16 protein-coding genes are annotated in these 17,248 nt (G+C 61.9%); 3 read left to right on the top strand and 13 right to left on the bottom strand.

Features of this window, described 5'->3' with window-relative positions; genetic code table 11:
• Nucleotides 1-34 precede the first annotated feature (34 nt).
• Nucleotides 35-1,111 carry a histidinol-phosphate transaminase gene (gene hisC, locus AKL28_RS18520; RefSeq protein ID WP_050469638.1) on the top strand — a complete coding sequence of 359 codons (1,077 nt, stop codon included), beginning with the start codon at nt 35-37 and terminating at the stop codon, nt 1,109-1,111.
• Nucleotides 1,112-1,184: 73 nt separating this feature from the next.
• Here hisC and AKL28_RS18515 read toward each other — a convergent pair whose 3' ends face one another.
• From AKL28_RS18515 to AKL28_RS18500, 4 genes are all read right to left on the bottom strand, one after another.
• The gene (locus tag AKL28_RS18515) at nt 1,185-2,252 is read right to left on the bottom strand and encodes a DUF6602 domain-containing protein (protein WP_050469637.1); all 1,068 of its coding nucleotides are present in this window, start codon (nt 2,250-2,252) and stop codon (nt 1,185-1,187) included.
• A gap of 87 nt (nt 2,253-2,339) precedes the next feature.
• Nucleotides 2,340-3,248, bottom strand: a complete 909-nt coding sequence (locus AKL28_RS18510) for a hypothetical protein (protein ID WP_156226404.1) — start codon at nt 3,246-3,248, stop codon at nt 2,340-2,342.
• 45 nt (nt 3,249-3,293) lie between these two features.
• Nucleotides 3,294-4,505: a YbfB/YjiJ family MFS transporter gene (locus AKL28_RS18505; RefSeq protein ID WP_050469635.1), complete on the bottom strand. Its 1,212-nt coding sequence runs from the start codon at nt 4,503-4,505 to the stop codon at nt 3,294-3,296.
• An 89-nt stretch (nt 4,506-4,594) separates the two neighbouring features.
• Nucleotides 4,595-5,206 carry an HD-GYP domain-containing protein gene (locus AKL28_RS18500; RefSeq protein WP_050469634.1) on the bottom strand — a complete coding sequence of 204 codons (612 nt, stop codon included), beginning with the start codon at nt 5,204-5,206 and terminating at the stop codon, nt 4,595-4,597.
• 319 nt (nt 5,207-5,525) lie between these two features.
• On the opposite strand from AKL28_RS18500, the gene AKL28_RS18495 reads away from it, so the two are divergent.
• Together AKL28_RS18495 and AKL28_RS18490 are read left to right on the top strand one after the other, a co-directional pair.
• Entirely contained in the window at nt 5,526-6,683 is a 1,158-nt protein-coding gene (locus AKL28_RS18495) for an MFS transporter (RefSeq protein WP_050469633.1), read from the top strand.
• Between the two features lie 85 nt (nt 6,684-6,768).
• Complete coding sequence (locus tag AKL28_RS18490) at nt 6,769-7,464, top strand: alpha/beta fold hydrolase (RefSeq protein WP_050469632.1); 696 nt, start codon at nt 6,769-6,771, stop codon at nt 7,462-7,464.
• A gap of 158 nt (nt 7,465-7,622) precedes the next feature.
• On the opposite strand, the gene AKL28_RS18485 is transcribed toward AKL28_RS18490, so the two are convergent.
• The 9 genes from AKL28_RS18485 to AKL28_RS25115 all read right to left on the bottom strand — a co-directional run bounded on the left by AKL28_RS18485 (nt 7,623) and on the right by AKL28_RS25115 (nt 17,181).
• Nucleotides 7,623-7,880: a hypothetical protein gene (locus AKL28_RS18485; RefSeq protein ID WP_050469631.1), complete on the bottom strand. Its 258-nt coding sequence runs from the start codon at nt 7,878-7,880 to the stop codon at nt 7,623-7,625.
• Nucleotides 7,881-8,221: 341 nt separating this feature from the next.
• Nucleotides 8,222-9,193: an NAD(P)H-dependent flavin oxidoreductase gene (locus tag AKL28_RS18480; protein ID WP_050469630.1), complete on the bottom strand. Its 972-nt coding sequence runs from the start codon at nt 9,191-9,193 to the stop codon at nt 8,222-8,224.
• 71 nt (nt 9,194-9,264) lie between these two features.
• The gene (locus AKL28_RS24585; RefSeq protein WP_156226403.1) at nt 9,265-9,609 is read right to left on the bottom strand and encodes a hypothetical protein; all 345 of its coding nucleotides are present in this window, start codon (nt 9,607-9,609) and stop codon (nt 9,265-9,267) included.
• A 190-nt stretch (nt 9,610-9,799) separates the two neighbouring features.
• Nucleotides 9,800-10,708 carry a hydroxymethylglutaryl-CoA lyase gene (locus AKL28_RS18475; protein ID WP_050469629.1) on the bottom strand — a complete coding sequence of 303 codons (909 nt, stop codon included), beginning with the start codon at nt 10,706-10,708 and terminating at the stop codon, nt 9,800-9,802.
• Nucleotides 10,709-10,749: 41 nt separating this feature from the next.
• Nucleotides 10,750-11,265 (bottom strand): YbaK/EbsC family protein, encoded by a 516-nt coding sequence (locus AKL28_RS18470; RefSeq protein WP_050469628.1) that lies wholly within the window; start codon nt 11,263-11,265, stop codon nt 10,750-10,752.
• 78 nt (nt 11,266-11,343) lie between these two features.
• Complete coding sequence (locus tag AKL28_RS18465; RefSeq protein WP_050469627.1) at nt 11,344-12,273, bottom strand: MBL fold metallo-hydrolase; 930 nt, start codon at nt 12,271-12,273, stop codon at nt 11,344-11,346.
• Between the two features lie 9 nt (nt 12,274-12,282).
• Nucleotides 12,283-14,298: an acetyl-CoA carboxylase biotin carboxylase subunit gene (locus AKL28_RS18460; protein WP_050469626.1), complete on the bottom strand. Its 2,016-nt coding sequence runs from the start codon at nt 14,296-14,298 to the stop codon at nt 12,283-12,285.
• 70 nt (nt 14,299-14,368) lie between these two features.
• Nucleotides 14,369-15,502 (bottom strand): dienelactone hydrolase family protein, encoded by a 1,134-nt coding sequence (locus AKL28_RS18455; protein WP_231602497.1) that lies wholly within the window; start codon nt 15,500-15,502, stop codon nt 14,369-14,371.
• Between the two features lie 44 nt (nt 15,503-15,546).
• Entirely contained in the window at nt 15,547-17,181 is a 1,635-nt protein-coding gene (locus AKL28_RS25115) for a carboxyl transferase domain-containing protein (protein WP_050469624.1), read from the bottom strand.
• Nucleotides 17,182-17,248: the final 67 nt, after the last annotated feature.

The raw sequence follows: 17,248 nt of genomic DNA, 5'->3' as shown, positions 1-17,248 counted from the left end.
CATTTCCTATTGCCCTTCACGGGCCGATTTCCCCATGAGCAAGTTCTGGAGTCCCATCGTCAGCCGCCTGACGCCTTACACGCCGGGCGAGCAGCCCAAGATCGCCAATCTGGTCAAGCTCAATACCAACGAGAATCCCTATGGGCCGTCGCCGCGCGCGGTCGAGGCAATCGCGCGAGAAGTGGGCGACAGCTTGCGGCTTTATCCCAATCCCGATGCCGAGCCGCTCAAGCTGGCCATCGCCCGCCGCCATGCCGCCGATGGCATCACGGCGCGCGAAGTGTTCGTCGGCAACGGTTCCGACGAGGTGCTGGCGCATGCCTTCCACGCGCTGCTCCAGCATGGCAAGCCGATCCTGTTCCCGGATATCACCTACAGCTTCTATCCGACCTACTCCGGCCTGTACCAGGTCGAGTACCGCGCGGTGCCGCTGGCCGACGATTTCACGCTGCGCACCGATGATTATCTCGGCCACGGCGACGCCATCGGCGGCATCATCTTCCCCAATCCGAACGCCCCCACCGGCTGCCTGCTGCCGTTGGCCGAGGTCGAGCGCATCGTGCAGGGCAACCCGCAGCGCGTGGTGGTGGTGGATGAGGCCTACATCGATTTCGGCGGCGACAGCGCGATCCCGCTGGTGCAGCGTTATCCCAACCTGCTGGTGGTGCAGACCCTCTCCAAGTCGCGCTCGCTGGCCGGTATGCGCGTCGGGTTCGCCATCGGCCATGCCGACCTGATCGATGCGCTGGAACGGGTGAAGAACAGCTTCAATTCCTATCCGCTGGACCGCCCGGCGATCGCCGGCGCCACCGCCGCCATCGAGGATGAGGAATATTTCCGGAAGACTTGCGGCATGGTCATCGCCAGCCGCGAGAAGCTGGTCGCCTCGCTGGAACAGCTCGGTTTCGAGGTACTGCCGTCGGCAGCCAATTTTGTGTTCGCGCGCCATCCGCAGCACGACGCGGCGAAGCTGGCTACGTCCCTGCGCGGCGACGGCATCATCGTGCGCCACTTCACCAGCGCGCGCATCAACCAGTTCCTGCGCATCACCATCGGTACCGACGAGGCTTGCGGCACACTGGTGGATGCTTTAAAGCGACATTTAGCGTGAGTTAAGGGAGAGGTGCTTGCATCCCTTTGATATTGGTCAGGCTACCTCTTTTCAACCGTGATCCACGCGGGGATTAATTCGAGCCGGCAGTTGTCTTCCGTGCTTTTTTTGCTTTCTTTGTTGTCGGTGATCGCAGAGGTGCTGCGGCCGCGCCAGATGAAGGCTTCGTGGCGGTCGTGCGCCTCTTTTTTGTCTTTGTCGTGTTCTGTGCAGGAGATATTGCAGGCGTGAATGTGCTCCACGCATAGGGGCGGCAATATACACAAATGGGAACGGCCCCAAGTGTGTTCATACCTGTGTCCGGGAATGCCAGCAAGTCACGCTTGGGCAGGTTTTCCCGGTCGCGATCATACCAAGCGCGATGGATGCCATTTAGCAAATGCTGAAGGTAGGCGTTACGGCTCAGATCCCTGTTCCCGGCCCACGTATAGTTGCATTGCAACGGCGGTAGCTTTTCGCCCTTTGCGTTTTTTGCAGCCAGCTCCTTTTTGCGTGCAGTATCGTCACGATGCGAATGGCCGTTGGTACGCATGAGAAACTTGTCAAAAACGATCACGTAATCAACCAGCTCATTCCAGGAATGCAAGTATTGCTTGCCAGACGCAGCTGTCTTTGGCGAAAACGTGGCCTGGATTGCGGCGAACGTCGCGTCCACGCCTGCCTTGAAGTCATCCTTTTCATAGTCGAATGCGATCAGTGCCAGAAGTGGTTTTGGGTAATTCATCCCTGTCCCGCGAGCACCCACGGACGATAGCGATTCCAACTCGCCGGGTAGCTGGGCATCATACAAAGTCCGTTTGACAGACAAAGCGCCGATCACTGACTCGATCGGCACCACCAGGGCATCGCCGTATTTCAACAACGGCGCAAACCTGATCCTGTCGTACAGGATGATGTCAATTTGCTTCGATGCCCACCCACTATGTGCATCAACGATAAAGCCGCCACCTATACCGATCCCATCGGGCAACTTCTTGCGGAGATATTCCGCAAGCGCCATCTCGATAAACCGACCTTCTTCGCCCGAGTGTACTGATGCATCGTTTTTGTGGTGAGGCAACAATGTCCTGAAAAGATCGACGGCGGTGGTGAGCATATCGTGCTCCCCATTCAAGAAGTCCTGGAGTGTTTTCTTGTTCATCAGAGGTTTCCGTTTACTGGGAAGCTATAGAGGGGGACTTCGATTTTTAGAGGGTTACGAAGAATGCCCATTTCGCATTAGCTGCGATTATTCATTGGTTGGCGATGAGTTGAACATCGCCATATCTTCCTTCAGGAGTCTTTTAAATTGGCTGTCTTCAGATAATGCCGACAGGGTCGCTTGCAATTTATTCCGACGCTCAGGTTTCATATAATCGTCGCGCCACTGCCATTGTGAAAAAATCCGATCGGCCATAGCGACGATGTCCTTCGGAGCACTTGCTGCAGGATCATGAAGCAAGCAAAAAGGCTCCGTCGATGTCAGATCGTGCCAAGGTTCCAGCAAGTGGTCTGTTTGCCCTTTGAAGAATTCCTTCAGTTCGCCTATGAACAAGAAGGGCCCCAATTTGGCATATACGACATGACGCGAGAGTGCAAGTGCACCCCAGATCTGTGTAGATGTGATGCCTTGTGCAATTCCGTAACGCAGGTCTATTCGAGTCAAGTGCGCAGAGGATTGAATCTGGTCTTTAGTGAACTCTCGATCAAGTACCAAATAGCATTTGTGTGTGCCTACGTCTTTGTTCTTTCCTTCCAGATAGCCTCGCCACTGTTCTTCTGCTTGCAATAGATACGGAAACTTGTCGCTATACGAGTCTTGTGTGAGCGTATATGCCAATACCCGCCATAGAACTGACATGGCAAACAACAGTAGTAAAGATTGAGATTCGATAGTGATTTGATCATTGTCGAAGTAGGGATCTAGATATATGCGAGTGAAATCGTCTTCAAATCGGCCAAACTTCTTCTCGCAACAACGGCAGAAAAATGGGCCGACTAGAGTGCGTTCAACGCGTAACTTCATGGACGACATCTCGCGAAATCCGCGATCCTCAAGTTGCTTGCTGATTGCTGTGACAATCAGTTTTGGCAATATGTGACTATTTTCGATAGGGGGATTTCGATGACAAAGAAGGCATGTGGCGCGGCTTTTCATAGTGTTTTTTCACCGAGATGGGACGTGAATGATGAGGCAGGCAAGTCAGCTCGCCAATGCTCGCTGCCGTGTTGCCAGCAGCGCTCCCACCAGCAAGGTTAACGCCGAAAATACCAGCCCCTGGCGTAATCCACCCGCGCCATCGGCAATCCAGCCGACGATGGTCGGGCCGACGATCTGTCCCGCAGCGAAGATGATGGTGAAGGTGCTGATGCCGGCCGGCCAGTCGGCTTGCGGCAGGTTGTGCCGCACCATCGCCGTGGTGGATGCCACTGCCGACAGGAAGCAGGCGCCGAACAGGATGCCCGATGCGAACACCGCCGCCACCTGGCTGGTGAGTGCAGGGATCAGCGTGGCCACGCACAGCAGCGTGTTGAGGATCGCCAGCGACTGGCCGCCGCGGAAACGGTCCAGCATGCGCGCCCAGATGCGCGAGGAAGCGAAGGTGGCCACGCCCAGTAGCGTGAAGAACAGCGTGATGCGCTGCGGCGCCATGCCTTGTTCCTTTAGCAGCGCGATGACGAAGGTCATGTAGCCGATATAGCCGAGCCCGAAAAACAGATAGCCGGCCAGGCCGAAGATCAGGCTGCGCGGTTTGAAGCTGCCGCGTGTCGATGCCTGTGCGGCGGGCGAGGGGATATGGCGCACCGGCAGCGACATGAACACGCTGGCCACCAGCGCCAGCGTACCCAGCAGCAGCCAGGCCCATTGCCAGGGATGCGCCGCGCCGTGTTCGGCTGCGGCTTGCATGACCACCGGCACCGACAGCGAGGCCACGGCGATACCGATGCCGGTGCCGCCGTAATACAGTCCCAGCAGCAGTCCGGCGCGTTGTGCGTGCAACGCCGCCAGGCGGCTGACCAGCAAGCCGCCGGACACGAAGATGAAGGCGCTGGTGACGCCGGTGGCTACACGCAGCGTGAGTTGCACGGCAGTGTCGGTAGCGAAGCCGGGGAGGAAGGTCAGCAATGCGGTGCCGAAGGCGCCGCCGACCAGCACGCGATGCGCCATGTAGCGCCGCATCAGGAATGGCGTGATCAGCGCGCCCAGCAGGTACCCCAGCGCGTTGCCGGTGTTCATGCCGCCGGCGATCAGGTAAGGCCAGCCGAGGTCTGCGCGCATCGGCGCCAGCAGCAGCGCGTAGGAAAAGCGCGCCACGCCCAGGGCGATGGCGGTGCCCAGCGACAAGGCCAGTGCGGTCAGGATGGGATGGCGCAGGATGAAATCGTGCGGGGCGGGGGCAGTTGTGGCGGACATGGACGGGCGTCTCCGAAGCCTGGGGCTTCATTTTATGTGCGCCAAGTTTAGCCCAAATGGCGCCGGCACCGCTTTGCCGGCGCAGGTGCTTATGCGGTCGCGCCGCTGCTCTCGACGCCGCCTTCGGCGACTACGTGAAGGCAGGCCTCCACGACAAGCGGATCGAGGCGCGTTCCGCTCTGGCGGCGGATCTCGTCGAGCGCCACTTCCATGCCCAGCGATTTGCGGTAAGGGCGGTCGGCCGAGATCGATTCGACGATGTCGGACACCGTCAGGATGCGTGACTCCAGTGGAATGGACTCCGCCATGACGCCGCGTGGATAGCCGCTGCCGTCGAGGTACTCATGATGGCACCAGACAATCTCGGCGAGATTGAAGGGGAAGCCGATTTTCTTGAGGATGTCGTAGCCGATCTGCACATGCGTCTTGAGCAGGGTGTATTCCTCGTCGGTGATGCGGCCGGGTTTGTTGAGCAGTGCCAGCGGTATCTTGGCCTTGCCGATGTCGTGCACCTGCGCTGCCATGTGCAGGATGTCGATGCGCTCGCGCGGCAAGCCGAGATGTTCGGCGATCTTCACGCAAAGCGTGGCGGTGCGGTCTTCGTGGCCCGGCGTATAGCCGTCGGTGAGCCGATGCACGGCGATCAGCGCATCGACGATTTCCTGGTAGATCTGGTGTTGGTGTGAGTTTGAATCTGGCATCCCTGTTCCTGCGAAATTGCGGCGCGCGGTACTCAGAAGCGGGCGGATCGGAGGACTGTTCACATGTACGGTTTTTAACCGGCGTGCGAGCACACGGACGCCGGCCCACTTTCTGGGCATGGCGCATCTCGCAAATTGAATGTGAACGACCTTAAATCTGGCGGCAGGCTTGCGCTTGCCGTGGACCTCTGAGAAGAGTTGCTGTTTCAGGGCAACTTTCACCGCTGCTGCTCCGACATTTGGCCTTTTCTCAAGGCCTTCCCGGATGTCGGATAATAGTGGCTGTAATCCCGAAGCAGTTTACCTTCACGATGTATCAATGACAACCAAGCTTTCCACTTCACACACTGGCCTGATGACCGTCCGCAGCCGCCAGATCGCCATTTTGCTGTTCTTCCTGTTGCTGGGCATGGTGTACGCCAGTTGGGCTGCGCGCATCCCGTCCATCCGCGACATCCTGCATCTCGACGCCGCCACGCTGTCGCTGGTATTGCTGTGCGGCGGCATTGGCGCGGTAGGTTCGTTCCCGCTGGCAGCCTGGCTGACCGGCCATTACGGCGCGCGCCACAGTACGCTGTATGCGGGGCTGGCGCTGCTGGTCTCATTGCCGCTGCTGGCGCTGGCGCCCGGCCTGTGGACGCTGATGGCCGCCAGCGCGCTTTATGGCGCCGCTTCCAGTTGCTTCGACGTGGCCATCAATGCGCTGGGCGCGCAGGCCGAGAAGGAGGCAGGGCGTCCCATCATGTCCATGCTGCATGGCTGGTTTTGCGTGGGGACCTTCACCGGCGCGCTGGCCGCCAGCGGCATCGCGGGCATGGGCATCGCGCCCATCTGGCATTTCCTGCTGGTGTCGGCGCTGTTCCTTGCGCCGCTGTGCATGGCCTACAACGCGTTGCCGGACGACCGCCCCGAGCATGATCCGCACCGCAAGATCTTCGCCATCCCGCACGGCCATTTGGTGGTGCTGGGCGTGATCGGTTTTTGCGGCGCCATTGTCGAAGGTTCGATCGCCGACTGGAGCGGTATCTACATGAAGGACCACATCCACGCCAGCGATGGCGGCGCACCGCTGGCCTATGCGGGCTTCGCCGGCATGATGCTGGTCATGCGCATGGTGGGCGATCGTCTGAAGGAGCGCTACAACGCGCGTCGCGTGGTGGCAGTCGGTACATTGGCCGCCGCATTCGGCATGGGCATCGCGGTGATGGCAGAGGGCATGGCGCCTGCCATCCTCGGGTTCGCCATCGCCGGCGCAGGTGTGGCGGCGGTGTTCCCGTTTGTCTTCAGCGCCGCCGGCCGGCATGGTTCGACGGCACTGGCGGCGGTGGCCACGCTGGGCTACAGCGGCAGCCTGATCGGCCCGCCTGCGGTCGGTTTCCTGGCGCATGGCTGGGGCTTGCCGGCGGCCCTGGCGCTGATCGGCGTGCTGTGCCTGTCGATTGCCGTTTGCAGCAGCCGTGCGCAGTGGCTGGAATAAGCGCCTGTTCAAAAAGAAATAAAATGGCGGTTTTGCCGATGCCTGGCATCAACACCGCATCGGTCATGCAATAAGGGGAAACATCATGCGCAACCTGGTTCTGTTGCCGGGCTTCATGCTTAACCAGCACCTGTGGGACGACATGCATGGCGAGCTTGCCACGCTGGGGGCACTCACCTTCGGCGACATCGGGCAGGATATCGGCATCCAGGCCATGGCCGACGCGGTGCTGCGCCAGGCGCCGGAGAGGTTCGTGCTGTTCGGATTTTCGATGGGCGGTTTCGTGGCCCAGGCAATAGCGCTGAAAGCGCCGGAGCGCGTGCTTGGCCTGGCGCTGCTCAATACCTCGTCGCGTCCGCAGACCGAGCAGGAGTCGGCGTCCACCAAGGCGCAACTGGATATCGCCCAGCGTACGCCGTTCAAGGGCCTGACGTCGCGGGCGCTGGCTTCGTCGCTGCATCCTGCGCGCAGCACCGAGCGCGCGCTGCTCGATCGTCTGCAGGCGATGGCGCTGTCCAACGGCAAAGAGGTGTTCCTGCGCCAGTTGCAGACGCTGCGCGACAGCAATGCCGAACAGCTGCAGCAATTGCGCTGTCCGGTGCTGGTCGTTGCCAGCGACCAGGACAAGTTGCGCACGGTGGAAGAATCGGAAGAGATGGTGCGGCAGATCGCCCAGGCGCGTTTTGAGATCGTGGCCGATTGCGGCCATATGACGCCGATGGAAAAGCCGCATGAATTGTTCGCCCTCATCGAGGACTGGATCAAGCAATCGGGGTTGTGAGGCGGGGTTGATGGCGAGGTCCCGCGTCGGGGATGCCGCAGCAGCAGGGATGGAAAAAAGAAAGGCAGCCGGACCATGTGGTCGGCTGCCTTTCTTTTTTGCACAGGAGAGTGAGAACGAAACCGGTTTTGCAATCCTCAGGCGGTTCCGGTTCCGCCTTACCTCTTGCGCGGGACGCCGGCTGCACCGCGGCTAGGGGCCTTGTTCATCTCGTCCAGGCCACCGCTGCCGCGCAGGTCGGTATCGACCTTGCCTTCGCGGATGTCGTTGTAGGCATGGCGGATTTCCTGCCGTTCGACCTTGTGGCCACTGTCTGCCGGGTCCTGGCGGTCGAAGTTCTGGTCATGCTCGTTCGGCAGACGCGGTTTGTCGTGTTTTGGATGACGATCTTTTCGGGTTCTGAGAAAACTGGTCATGTTGTCCTCGCGTCAAAGGTTGGGCTGTCTTCCATTGTTGCGGGTTACCGTGGCGGAGCTTGCGGCAATGGCGCCGCGCGCAAAATGAGGAAGCGAGCAGATACGACCGGCTGCTCAGGAAGAAGTGCCGGACGTTACAAATTGTGCGAAAAGTAAAGGCATTGTCCGACGGACAATTCGGACAACGGGCGTAGGAATCGGGAAGGGATGTTGCGGAGCGAGGGTGGCCGTTATGCTGACTTGGAGCCCACGCCCGTCGATGCGTTCAATCGCGGAGGAGCCGGTTCGACATGGTGCCTGCGCTTTCGGGGCGGCGCCGTGACGAACCGGGCGATGCTGCGTTACAGCGCCAGGCGTACACGGGCAGCCAGGTATTCGGCTTCAAGGCGGTCGGTCATCTCGGCTACCGAGGGGATGTCATCCATCAGGCCCACGCCCTGGCCGGCGCCCCAGATGTCGCGCCAGGCCTTGGCCTTGCTGCCGCCGCCGGAACCGAAGTTCATCTTGGTCTTGTCCGCTTCCGGCAGGTTGTCCGGGTCGAGCCCGGCGTTGACGATGGACTTCTTCAGATAGTTGCCATGCACGCCGGTAAACAGGTTGGTGTACACCACATCGGCCGCGGTCGATTCCACAATGGCCTGGCGGTAAGCCTCGTCGACGTTGGATTCCTTGGTCGCCAGCCAGCGCGAGCCGATGTAGGCGAAGTCCGCCCCCATGGCCTGCGCGCCCAGCACGGCGTCGCCGGTGGCGATGGCGCCCGACAGCACCAGCGGCCCCTTGAACATCTTGCGCACTTCGCCCACCAGCGCGAACGGCGACAGCGGGCCGGCATGGCCGCCGGCGCCGGCGGCCACCAGGATCAGGCCATCCACGCCGGCTTCCAGCGCCTTCTCGGCATGGCGGATGGAAATCACATCGTGTAGCACGATGCCGCCGTAGCTGTGCACCGCATCGAGCATTTCCCTGGGCGGCGCGCGCAGGCTGGAGATGATGATCGGCACCTGGTGCCTCACGCAGACCTCGACGTCATGTGCCAGGCGGTCGTTGGACTGGTGCACGATCTGGTTGACCGCAATCGGCCCGACCTTGCGTTGCGGATGTTGCTGTTGCCACTCGGCCAGTTCGGCCTGCAGCTGGGTCAGCCACACATCCAATTGTTCGGCCGGACGGGCGTTCAGGGCAGGGAAAGCGCCGACCAGTCCGGCCTTGCATTGGGCCGCCACCAGGGCCGGGCCGCTGGCGATGAACATGGGCGAGCAGATGATGGGCAGGCGCAGATCTTGCAAGGCTTTCGGGTAAGCAGGCTGGGGCATGGCTGTCTCTCGGGTTGTCGTTATGGAAAGGCGCTGATCCTGAATTTGTTCGACGATTATAGGTGAAAATATTACGATCGTGCTTTTTGTTGCGAGAACGTGAATTTCATCTGGAAATTGCTAAATAATTTTCGAGATCCGCCAGCCTGCGTGTTATGTTTTTTTCGTACCTGCCGTAATGCATGCATGGATGGGCCGCGCTGGGGTGCGCGGCTGGTGTCCGGAGAATTTCCGGCACGGATGGCAGGATCCATAGTTGCAATGAAATCGCACGATCTGTTGTGGGGAAAATCATGGAAACCTTCGAGTTCACCAATATCGCCATCGTTGCCGCATTGGGCGTTGGACTGGTTCTGTGTGCGATGCTGCACCACCGTTTCCTGAAAAAGGCCGTTGTCACTGTCGACAAGCGACATGTGCGCGGTCTGCGCCGATACCGCCAGTGACCAGACTTTCCGCGCCGCTTGGTGCATCGCGGCTTGCCCTGCCGGCAGGCCAGGGCTGAGTATTGCCGGTAGCCATGCAAATATTTCGCTGAATTACAGTGGCCTGAAAAGAAAAACGCCGGGATTGCCCCGGCGTTTTTCTTTGGCGCATATGGGGTGTTCAGGCTGTGCGCTTGGCCGCGATGGCATTGCCGGCGCGGCTGACCGATTTGCGGCCCAGGTGCTGCGAAATGAACTGGCCGGCGTCGACCACCGCATTGAGGTCGATCCCGGTTTCTATGCCCAGGCCTTGCATCATGTACAGCACGTCCTCCGACGCTACATTGCCGGTCGCGCCCTTGGCATAGGGGCAGCCGCCCAGGCCCGCCACCGACGAGTGGTAGATCGTGATGCCGGCCTGCAGGCTGGCATAGATGTTGGCCAGCGCCTGGCCGTAGGTGTCATGGAAGTGGCCGGACAAGCCTTCGATATGGAATTCGCGGATGGCCGTTTCCATTACCGGCCTGACCTTGTCGGGCGTGGCCACGCCGATGGTGTCGGCGATGTCGATCTCATCGCAGCCCAGTTCGCGGAAGCGGCGCACCACATCGGCCACCGCGTCCAGCGGCACTTCGCCCTGGTAGGGGCAGCCGAAGGCGCAGCTGACGGCCGCGCGCAGGCGCTTGCGGTGCTGCTTGGCGGCCGTGGCGACTTCGCGGAAGCGCTCGATGGATTCGGCGATCGAGCAGTTGATGTTTTTCTGCGAGAACGCCTCGGAGGCGGCGCCGAAGATCACCACCTCGTCCACACCGGCTTCCAGCGCCGCCTCGAAGCCCTTCATGTTGGGCACCAGCGCCGAGTACACCACGCCGGGTTTGCGGGTAATGCCGTGCATCACTTCGCTGGAGGTCGCCATCTGCGGCACCCATTTGGGCGAGACGAACGATGCCGCCTCGACATTGAGGAAGCCGGCCGCGGTGAGCCGGTTCACCAGCTCGATCTTCACCTCGGCGGAGATGGTTTCCTTCTCGTTTTGCAAGCCGTCGCGCGGGCCGACTTCGACGATTTTGACTTTCTTTGGCAGGCTCATTTTGTGCGTCTCCTTATAGGTTGCCGACAATGCCGGTGGTATCAGGCGGCGTTAGGTGCGGGGTCCAGTTTCACGTCGGCCACCATGCCGCCGGTCATCTTTTCCAGCTGGGCGGCGGTCAGGTTGAACACCGCGTGCGGATGGCCGGCTGCGGCCCACACGCTGTCGAAATTGAACAGGTCGCGGTCGATCAGCATCACCGGCTTGACCACGTGGCCGACCGGGCACACGCCGCCGATGGCATAGCCGGTGCTGTCGCGCACGAACCTGGCATCGGCCTTGCCGAGGGGACCCACCAGCGCGGTCACCTTGGATTCGTCGACACGGTTGCTGCCGCTGGCGATCACCAGTACCGGCGCATCGTCGGCCACGCGGCGGAAGATGATCGACTTGGCGATTTCCGACACGCTGCAGCCCAGGCCGGCGGCGGCTTCGGCCGAAGTGCGGCCGGTCGCCGGCAGCATCACTACCGGCTTGTCATGCCCGATCTGGGCGAGCAGGTCGGATACGCGTTGGGCGGAAGAAGGCAGGGCGGCGGTATCGGTGGTCTGGGTCATGGCGTCGGTAAAGAATGGGAGACTGGATAAACGGATCCGACATGATAGCAGCGGCAGGGATGCCCGTTTTTTGTCTGCTCAGGCGTCCAGCAGGAACATCCCGTCGTTGCGTGCCGCACCCGCGCGTCCCAGTTGCGCGGCGACCCAGTGCGCCAGCTCATGGTCGGCCATGTGCATGAAGCGTTCGTTGGCGATGCGCAGCAGCGGGATGTCGCGCATCATCGCCGGCAGGTGTTCCAGCGCAATGCGTTGCCTTTCCAGCAGCAGGAATTTCACCAGCACCTTGATGCCGTTCTGGGCGTTGCGCAGCGGATCGGCTTCCAGGTAATCGAGGCGGGAGAATGCCTTCTCCAGTGCATCGTCCACCTCGCAAAAAGGCGCGCCGTGTCCGGGAATCACCAGCTTTACATCCAGCGTGCGGATTAGCTCCAGCGTGGCGCGCGCCTCGGCGAAACCCGATTCGCCATCCAGCTCGGGAAAGATGATGCCGAAGCCGTTGCGCCACAATGCATCGGCCGAGATCAGGATGCCCTCCTGGGCACAATAAAAAACCAGCGAGTGCGGATCATGGCCGGGCGCAGCCAGCGCCTGCCAGTCGAGGTCGCCCAGATGCAGCACGTCGCCGGCGCGGATCACATCATTGAAACCGAAGCGCGCACAGTGCTGGCCGGTGGCGCGGTAGCTCAATGCCTCTTCATCCCAGGCGCCGACTTTTTGCGCCTCTGCCGCCGGGATGGCGGTGCGGCAGCCATAGGCCGCCTGCAAGGCGGCGTTGCCGCCGCAATGGTCGGAATGCAGGTGGGTGTTGAGCAGCAGGTCGAGCTTGCCGCGGCCGCGCTGGTGCAGCACATGGCGCACCAGTGTCAGCGTCTGTTCCGAGTGCGAGACATAACCGCTGTCGATCAGCGCCACCTCATCCCGCCCGAACAGCAGCACATTGTTGGACGACAGCCAGCCGCGTTCCAGTACGTGGATCGACGGTGGCACATGCAGGGCCGGTGCATTCATCGCCGGAGCCTATGCTGCTTTGAATTCGAGCAGTTGCGCGCCCTCGGCGACCTGGTCGCCCACCGCGTACAGCATGTCTTCGACGGTGCCGCCGGCGGGAGCTGTGATGGTGTGTTCCATCTTCATCGCCTCCATGATCAGCAGCGGCGCCCCCTTTTCGACGCTGCTGCCTTTCTGCGCCAGGATCGCCACGATCTTGCCCGGCATGGGCGCGGTCAGGCGGCCGCCTTCCGTTTCGCTGTGCCCGGCGTGCGCCATCGGGTCGGCATAGCGCAGGCTGTATTGCATGCGGCCGTCGAACACATGCAGCAGTTCGCCTTCGCGCACCACGTCGGCTTGCAGCACGCGGCCATCGAGTGACAGGCGCAGGGTGCTGCCGTCGGCGGATTCGATGCGCATGGCGTGGTCGATGCCATTGGCCAGCAGGCGCCAGCTGCTGCCGTCTCCCGCGTATTCCAGTTGCAGTGCCGCCGGGCCGGCCTGGTCGCTGAATTCCAGCGTGCGCAGCAACTTGCCGTTGAGCCGCCAGCCATGTGTCGACGACCATGGGTCTGCATCGCCGGCCGCTTGCGCTTCGCCTTGCAGCAGCGCTGCGGCGGCCAGCGCCAACGTGTCGATGGATGCCGGTGCGGGTGCCGGGAACAGCGCGTCGTGATGACGTTCGATCAGGCCGGTATCGAGGTCGGCTTGCGAGAAGGCGGCGCCGGAAACCAGGCGCTGCAGGAAGCCGATGTTGGTCGCCAGACCAACCACCTGGTACTGCGCCAGCGCGCGCGACATGTTGCGCAGAGCGGCTTCGCGGTCGGCGCCCCAGACGATGAGCTTGGCGATCATCGGATCGTAGAAGGGCGAGATGGCGTCGCCTTCGCGCACGCCGGAGTCGATGCGCACGGCAGCGGGTTGCGTCGCGCCCGCCTCATGCAAGCGGAATTCGACGGCGCTCGCCGTGCGCATGCGCGCCAGCGTGCCGATCGAGGGCAGGAAACCCTTCTCCGGATTTTCGGCATAGATGCGCGCCTCGATCGCATGGCCGTTGATGCGCAACTGCTCCTGCTCCAGTGGCAGCGCTTCGCCGGACGCCACGCGCAATTGCCATTCGACCAGATCCTGGCCGGTGATCATTTCGGTGACCGGGTGCTCCACTTGCAGCCGCGTATTCATCTCCATGAAATAGAAGCTGCCATCCTGGTTGGCGATGAATTCCACCGTGCCCGCGCCCACATAGCCGACCGCACGCGCGGCAGCGACAGCCGCATCGCCCATCGCGGCGCGGCGTTCGGCCGTCATGCCGGGCGCCGGCGCTTCTTCCAGCACTTTCTGGTGACGCCGCTGCACCGAGCAGTCGCGCTCGAACAGGTAGACGCAGTTGCCGTGCGTATCGGCGAACACCTGGATCTCGATATGGCGCGGCCGCGTCAGGTATTTCTCGACCAGCACGCGGTCGTCGCCAAAGCTGGAAATCGCTTCGCGCTTGCATGAGGCCAGCGCAGCTTCAAAGTCTTCGGAGCGTTCGACCACGCGCATGCCCTTGCCGCCGCCGCCGGCACTGGCTTTCAACAGCACCGGGTAACCGATGCGGTCGGCCTCGGCGCGCAGGAAACCGCTTTCCTGGCGCTCACCGTGGTAGCCCGGCACCAGCGGCACCGCAGCCTTTTCCATCAGCGCCTTGGCGGCCGACTTGGAACCCATTGCACGGATCGCCGAAGCCGGCGGGCCGATGAAGACGAGGCCGGCATCGGCGCAGGCTTGCGCGAATTCCGCGTTTTCCGACAAGAAGCCGTAGCCGGGATGGATGGCCTGCGCACCGGTGGCCAGCGCAGCGGCGATGATCTTGTCGCCGCACAGGTAGCTTTCCTTGGCCGGCGCCGGGCCCAGGCGCACGCTTTCGTCGCAGCTTTGCACGTGCTTGGCGTGCGCGTCGGCGTCCGAGTACACCGCTACCGTGGCGATGCCAAGGCGGCGTGCGGTGGCCGCCACGCGGCAGGCGATTTCGCCGCGGTTGGCGATCAGGATCTTGTTGAGCATCAGTTGTCTCCTTGATTGTGTCGGCCGTTGCGGAGCCATGTGGTCTTCTTGTTTCCCGCTCCGGCCATTCTCATTTGTTCTCTGTGGAAGCCCAGACCGTACTTTGGTTCACAGCGTACAAATGGCATGGAACCTGGGAATGGGACTGGCAATTTTGCAGCGCGCGTTCGGTGTAGTTGCCGCCGATGGCGGAACCCCATGCGCCCGATTCCGATATCGCGAAAGCGCGCGGCAGTTTCGCGTTCAGGAAGCGGGCATAACCTTCGCGGCCATTCTGTTTCACATAGGGCACGACGTCGGCATTGCTTGCCGGGGCGGTGACCGGCAGTTCACCGTAGTCGGTAGCGACGAACAGCCGCTTGGTCGGCAGGCCGACCCGTTGCAGCAGCGCCTCGGTTTCCGGCCACCAGATCGGCAGGCCGTCGATGCTGGAACTCATGCCGTGCGAGTCCTGCTTGAACGGTCCGTAGGCAATGAGCTTGGCATCCGCATGGTGACGGGTATAGGCCGCATACAGCTGTTGCACCACTTCCGGCGCGAAGTAGCTATCGTTAGCGCCGTAGAACCAGAGGCTGGGTATCTTGGTGGCGGCGCCGTAACTTTCGAACGCATCGATGAGCGAATATTGCCACTGGCAACTGAATGCGTCCTTGCGCAGCCCACCGGCAAAATTGACCAGCGCCTTCACATGGGCAGGATTGCGCGCACCGTATGCCAGTGTGGTCAGGCCGCCGTGCGACTGGCCCATCACCACCACGTTGTCGCGGTCCGCCCACGGCTGTTTCTGGGCATAGTCGAGCGCTGCCTGGACGTCGTCGGCCTGCGCGTTGCCATTCGATTCGATATTGCAGCCGCCATCGATATAGAGGCCGCCGGACGCAGAAAACCCCTGGCGCATCGGAATGATGACGGCATAACCACGCTCCAGGAATTCGCGGGCAATCACCAGGTAACGGGAGCGCGGCTGGAATGCCGAATTCCCCGGTGCTTTGCCATGGTTCATGACCACGATCGGAAAGGGGCCGGCGCCATTGGGTTTGAATATCGTCGTCTCAAGCCGCACGCCCGCATGGGTCGATGGAATCATGACGACTTCTTCGTGCATGGCCTTGTCCAGGACGATGTCTTCCGCCGCGCAGGCGCCGCCCGACAGCGCCATGCCCAATGCAAGCAAACGTAAGGTTCCCGACAACCCCTTCTTCATTTCTTTTCCCCCATGCGTGCCGATCATTCCCACGGATGGCGCGTTCAGATCCTGAACACGCCGAATTTGGTCTCTTCGATGGGCGCATTGAGCGCCGCCGACAGACCGAGTGCCAGCACCGTGCGCGTGTCGGCCGGATCGATCACGCCGTCGTCCCACAGCCGCGCCGAGGCATAGTAGGGATGGCCTTGCGTTTCGTATTGCGCGCGGATCGGTTCCTTGAATGCGGCTTCCTCTTCCGCGCTCCAGCTGCCGCCGCGCGCTTCAATGCCGTCGCGCTTGACGGTGGCCAGTACGCTGGCGGCCTGTTCGCCGCCCATCACCGAGATGCGCGCATTGGGCCACATCCACAGGAAGCGCGGCGAGAAGGCGCGTCCGCACATGCCGTAATTGCCGGCGCCGAAACTGCCGCCGATGATCACCGTCAGCTTGGGCACGGCGGCGGTCGATACCGCCGTCACCATCTTGGCGCCATGGCGCGCGATGCCTTCGTTCTCGACTTTCTTGCCGACCATGAAGCCGGTGATGTTCTGCAAGAAGATCAACGGGATCTTGCGCTGGCAGCACAGCTCGATGAAGTGCGTGCCCTTCTCGGCCGATTCGGAAAACAGGATGCCGTTGTTGGCGATGATGCCCACCGGCATGCCATGCAAATGGGCGAAGCCGCACACCAGCGTGGTGCCGTAACGGGCCTTGAACTCGTCGAACTCGCTGCCGTCGACGATGCGTGCGATCACTTCGCGCACGTCGAAGGGTTTGCGGGTGTCGGTGGGGATCACGCCGTACAGTTCATGCGCCGGATACTTAGGTTCGACACTCGCGCGCAGCGCCAGCTGCTGCGGCTTCTTGCGGTTGAAGTTGCCGACGATGCCGCGCGCGATCGACAGCGCATGCAGGTCGTCTTGCGCCAGGTGGTCGGCCACGCCGGACAGGCGCGTGTGCACGTCGCCGCCGCCCAGCTCTTCTGCCGTGACCACTTCGCCGGTGGCGGCCTTTACCAGCGGCGGCCCGGCCAGGAAGATGGTGGCCTGTTCCTTGACGATGATCGATTCATCGCTCATGGCCGGCACGTAGGCGCCGCCTGCGGTGCAGGAACCCATCACCACCGCGACCTGCGGAATGCCGCTGGCCGACATGTTGGCCTGGTTGAAGAAGATGCGGCCGAAGTGGTCGCGGTCGGGAAAGACTTCATCCTGGTTGGGCAGGTTGGCGCCGCCGCTGTCGACCAGGTAGATGCAGGGAAGATGGTTGAATTCGGCGATCTCCTGCGCGCGCAAATGCTTCTTGGCGGTCATTGGGTAATAAGTGCCGCCCTTGACCGTGGCGTCGTTGCAGACGATCAGGCATTCCTGCCCGGCCACGCGGCCGATGCCGGTGATGATGCCGGCCGAGGGCGCGGCGTCTTTCAGGTTGCCGTCGCGATCCTTTTCACGGTACATGCCGTAGGCGGCCAACTGCGAGAATTCAAGGAAAGGCGTGCCGGGATCGAGCAGCATCTGCACACGGTCGCGCGGCAGCAGCTTGCCGCGCGCCAAGTGCTTGTCGCGCGCGGCCTGGCCGCCGCCTTCGGCGATCGCCGCGATCTTTTGTTTCAGGTCGTCCACGATGCGTTGCATGGCATCGCGGTTGGTCTGGAAGTCCTCGCTGCGCGGGTTGAGCTTGCTTTCGATCTGCGGCATGGTCGTGTCTCTCTCTTCTGTTTCTTTTATCTGCCGATGGCGGGCCTAGAACCTGTTCACGATCTCG

The sequence above is a fragment of the Herbaspirillum chlorophenolicum genome, assembly GCF_001189955.1.
Lineage (GTDB): Bacteria > Pseudomonadota > Gammaproteobacteria > Burkholderiales > Burkholderiaceae_D > Herbaspirillum > Herbaspirillum chlorophenolicum.
The sequence above is the reverse complement of the archived record's forward strand: the minus strand, read 5'-3'. Positions and strand labels throughout refer to the sequence as shown.

Excerpts from the sequence above, each read along its gene's own strand:
- AKL28_RS18480 (WP_050469630.1), bottom strand. The coding sequence starts at position 9,193 with ATGCCCCAGCCTGCTTACCCGAAAGCCTTGCAAGATCTGCGCCTGCCC.
- hisC (WP_050469638.1), top strand. The coding sequence starts at position 35 with ATGAGCAAGTTCTGGAGTCCCATCGTCAGCCGCCTGACGCCTTACACG.
- AKL28_RS24585 (WP_156226403.1), bottom strand. The coding sequence starts at position 9,609 with ATGTCGCTTGTCGACAGTGACAACGGCCTTTTTCAGGAAACGGTGGTG.
- AKL28_RS25115 (WP_050469624.1), bottom strand. The coding sequence starts at position 17,181 with ATGCCGCAGATCGAAAGCAAGCTCAACCCGCGCAGCGAGGACTTCCAG.
- AKL28_RS18485 (WP_050469631.1), bottom strand. The coding sequence starts at position 7,880 with ATGACCAGTTTTCTCAGAACCCGAAAAGATCGTCATCCAAAACACGAC.
- AKL28_RS18505 (WP_050469635.1), bottom strand. The coding sequence starts at position 4,505 with ATGTCCGCCACAACTGCCCCCGCCCCGCACGATTTCATCCTGCGCCAT.
- AKL28_RS18510 (WP_156226404.1), bottom strand. The coding sequence starts at position 3,248 with ATGAAAAGCCGCGCCACATGCCTTCTTTGTCATCGAAATCCCCCTATC.
- AKL28_RS18455 (WP_231602497.1), bottom strand. The coding sequence starts at position 15,502 with ATGAAGAAGGGGTTGTCGGGAACCTTACGTTTGCTTGCATTGGGCATG.
- AKL28_RS18495 (WP_050469633.1), top strand. The coding sequence starts at position 5,526 with ATGACAACCAAGCTTTCCACTTCACACACTGGCCTGATGACCGTCCGC.
- AKL28_RS18500 (WP_050469634.1), bottom strand. The coding sequence starts at position 5,206 with ATGCCAGATTCAAACTCACACCAACACCAGATCTACCAGGAAATCGTC.
- AKL28_RS18470 (WP_050469628.1), bottom strand. The coding sequence starts at position 11,265 with ATGACCCAGACCACCGATACCGCCGCCCTGCCTTCTTCCGCCCAACGC.
- AKL28_RS18460 (WP_050469626.1), bottom strand. The coding sequence starts at position 14,298 with ATGCTCAACAAGATCCTGATCGCCAACCGCGGCGAAATCGCCTGCCGC.
- AKL28_RS18515 (WP_050469637.1), bottom strand. The coding sequence starts at position 2,252 with ATGAACAAGAAAACACTCCAGGACTTCTTGAATGGGGAGCACGATATG.
- AKL28_RS18490 (WP_050469632.1), top strand. The coding sequence starts at position 6,769 with ATGCGCAACCTGGTTCTGTTGCCGGGCTTCATGCTTAACCAGCACCTG.
- AKL28_RS18465 (WP_050469627.1), bottom strand. The coding sequence starts at position 12,273 with ATGAATGCACCGGCCCTGCATGTGCCACCGTCGATCCACGTACTGGAA.
- AKL28_RS18475 (WP_050469629.1), bottom strand. The coding sequence starts at position 10,708 with ATGAGCCTGCCAAAGAAAGTCAAAATCGTCGAAGTCGGCCCGCGCGAC.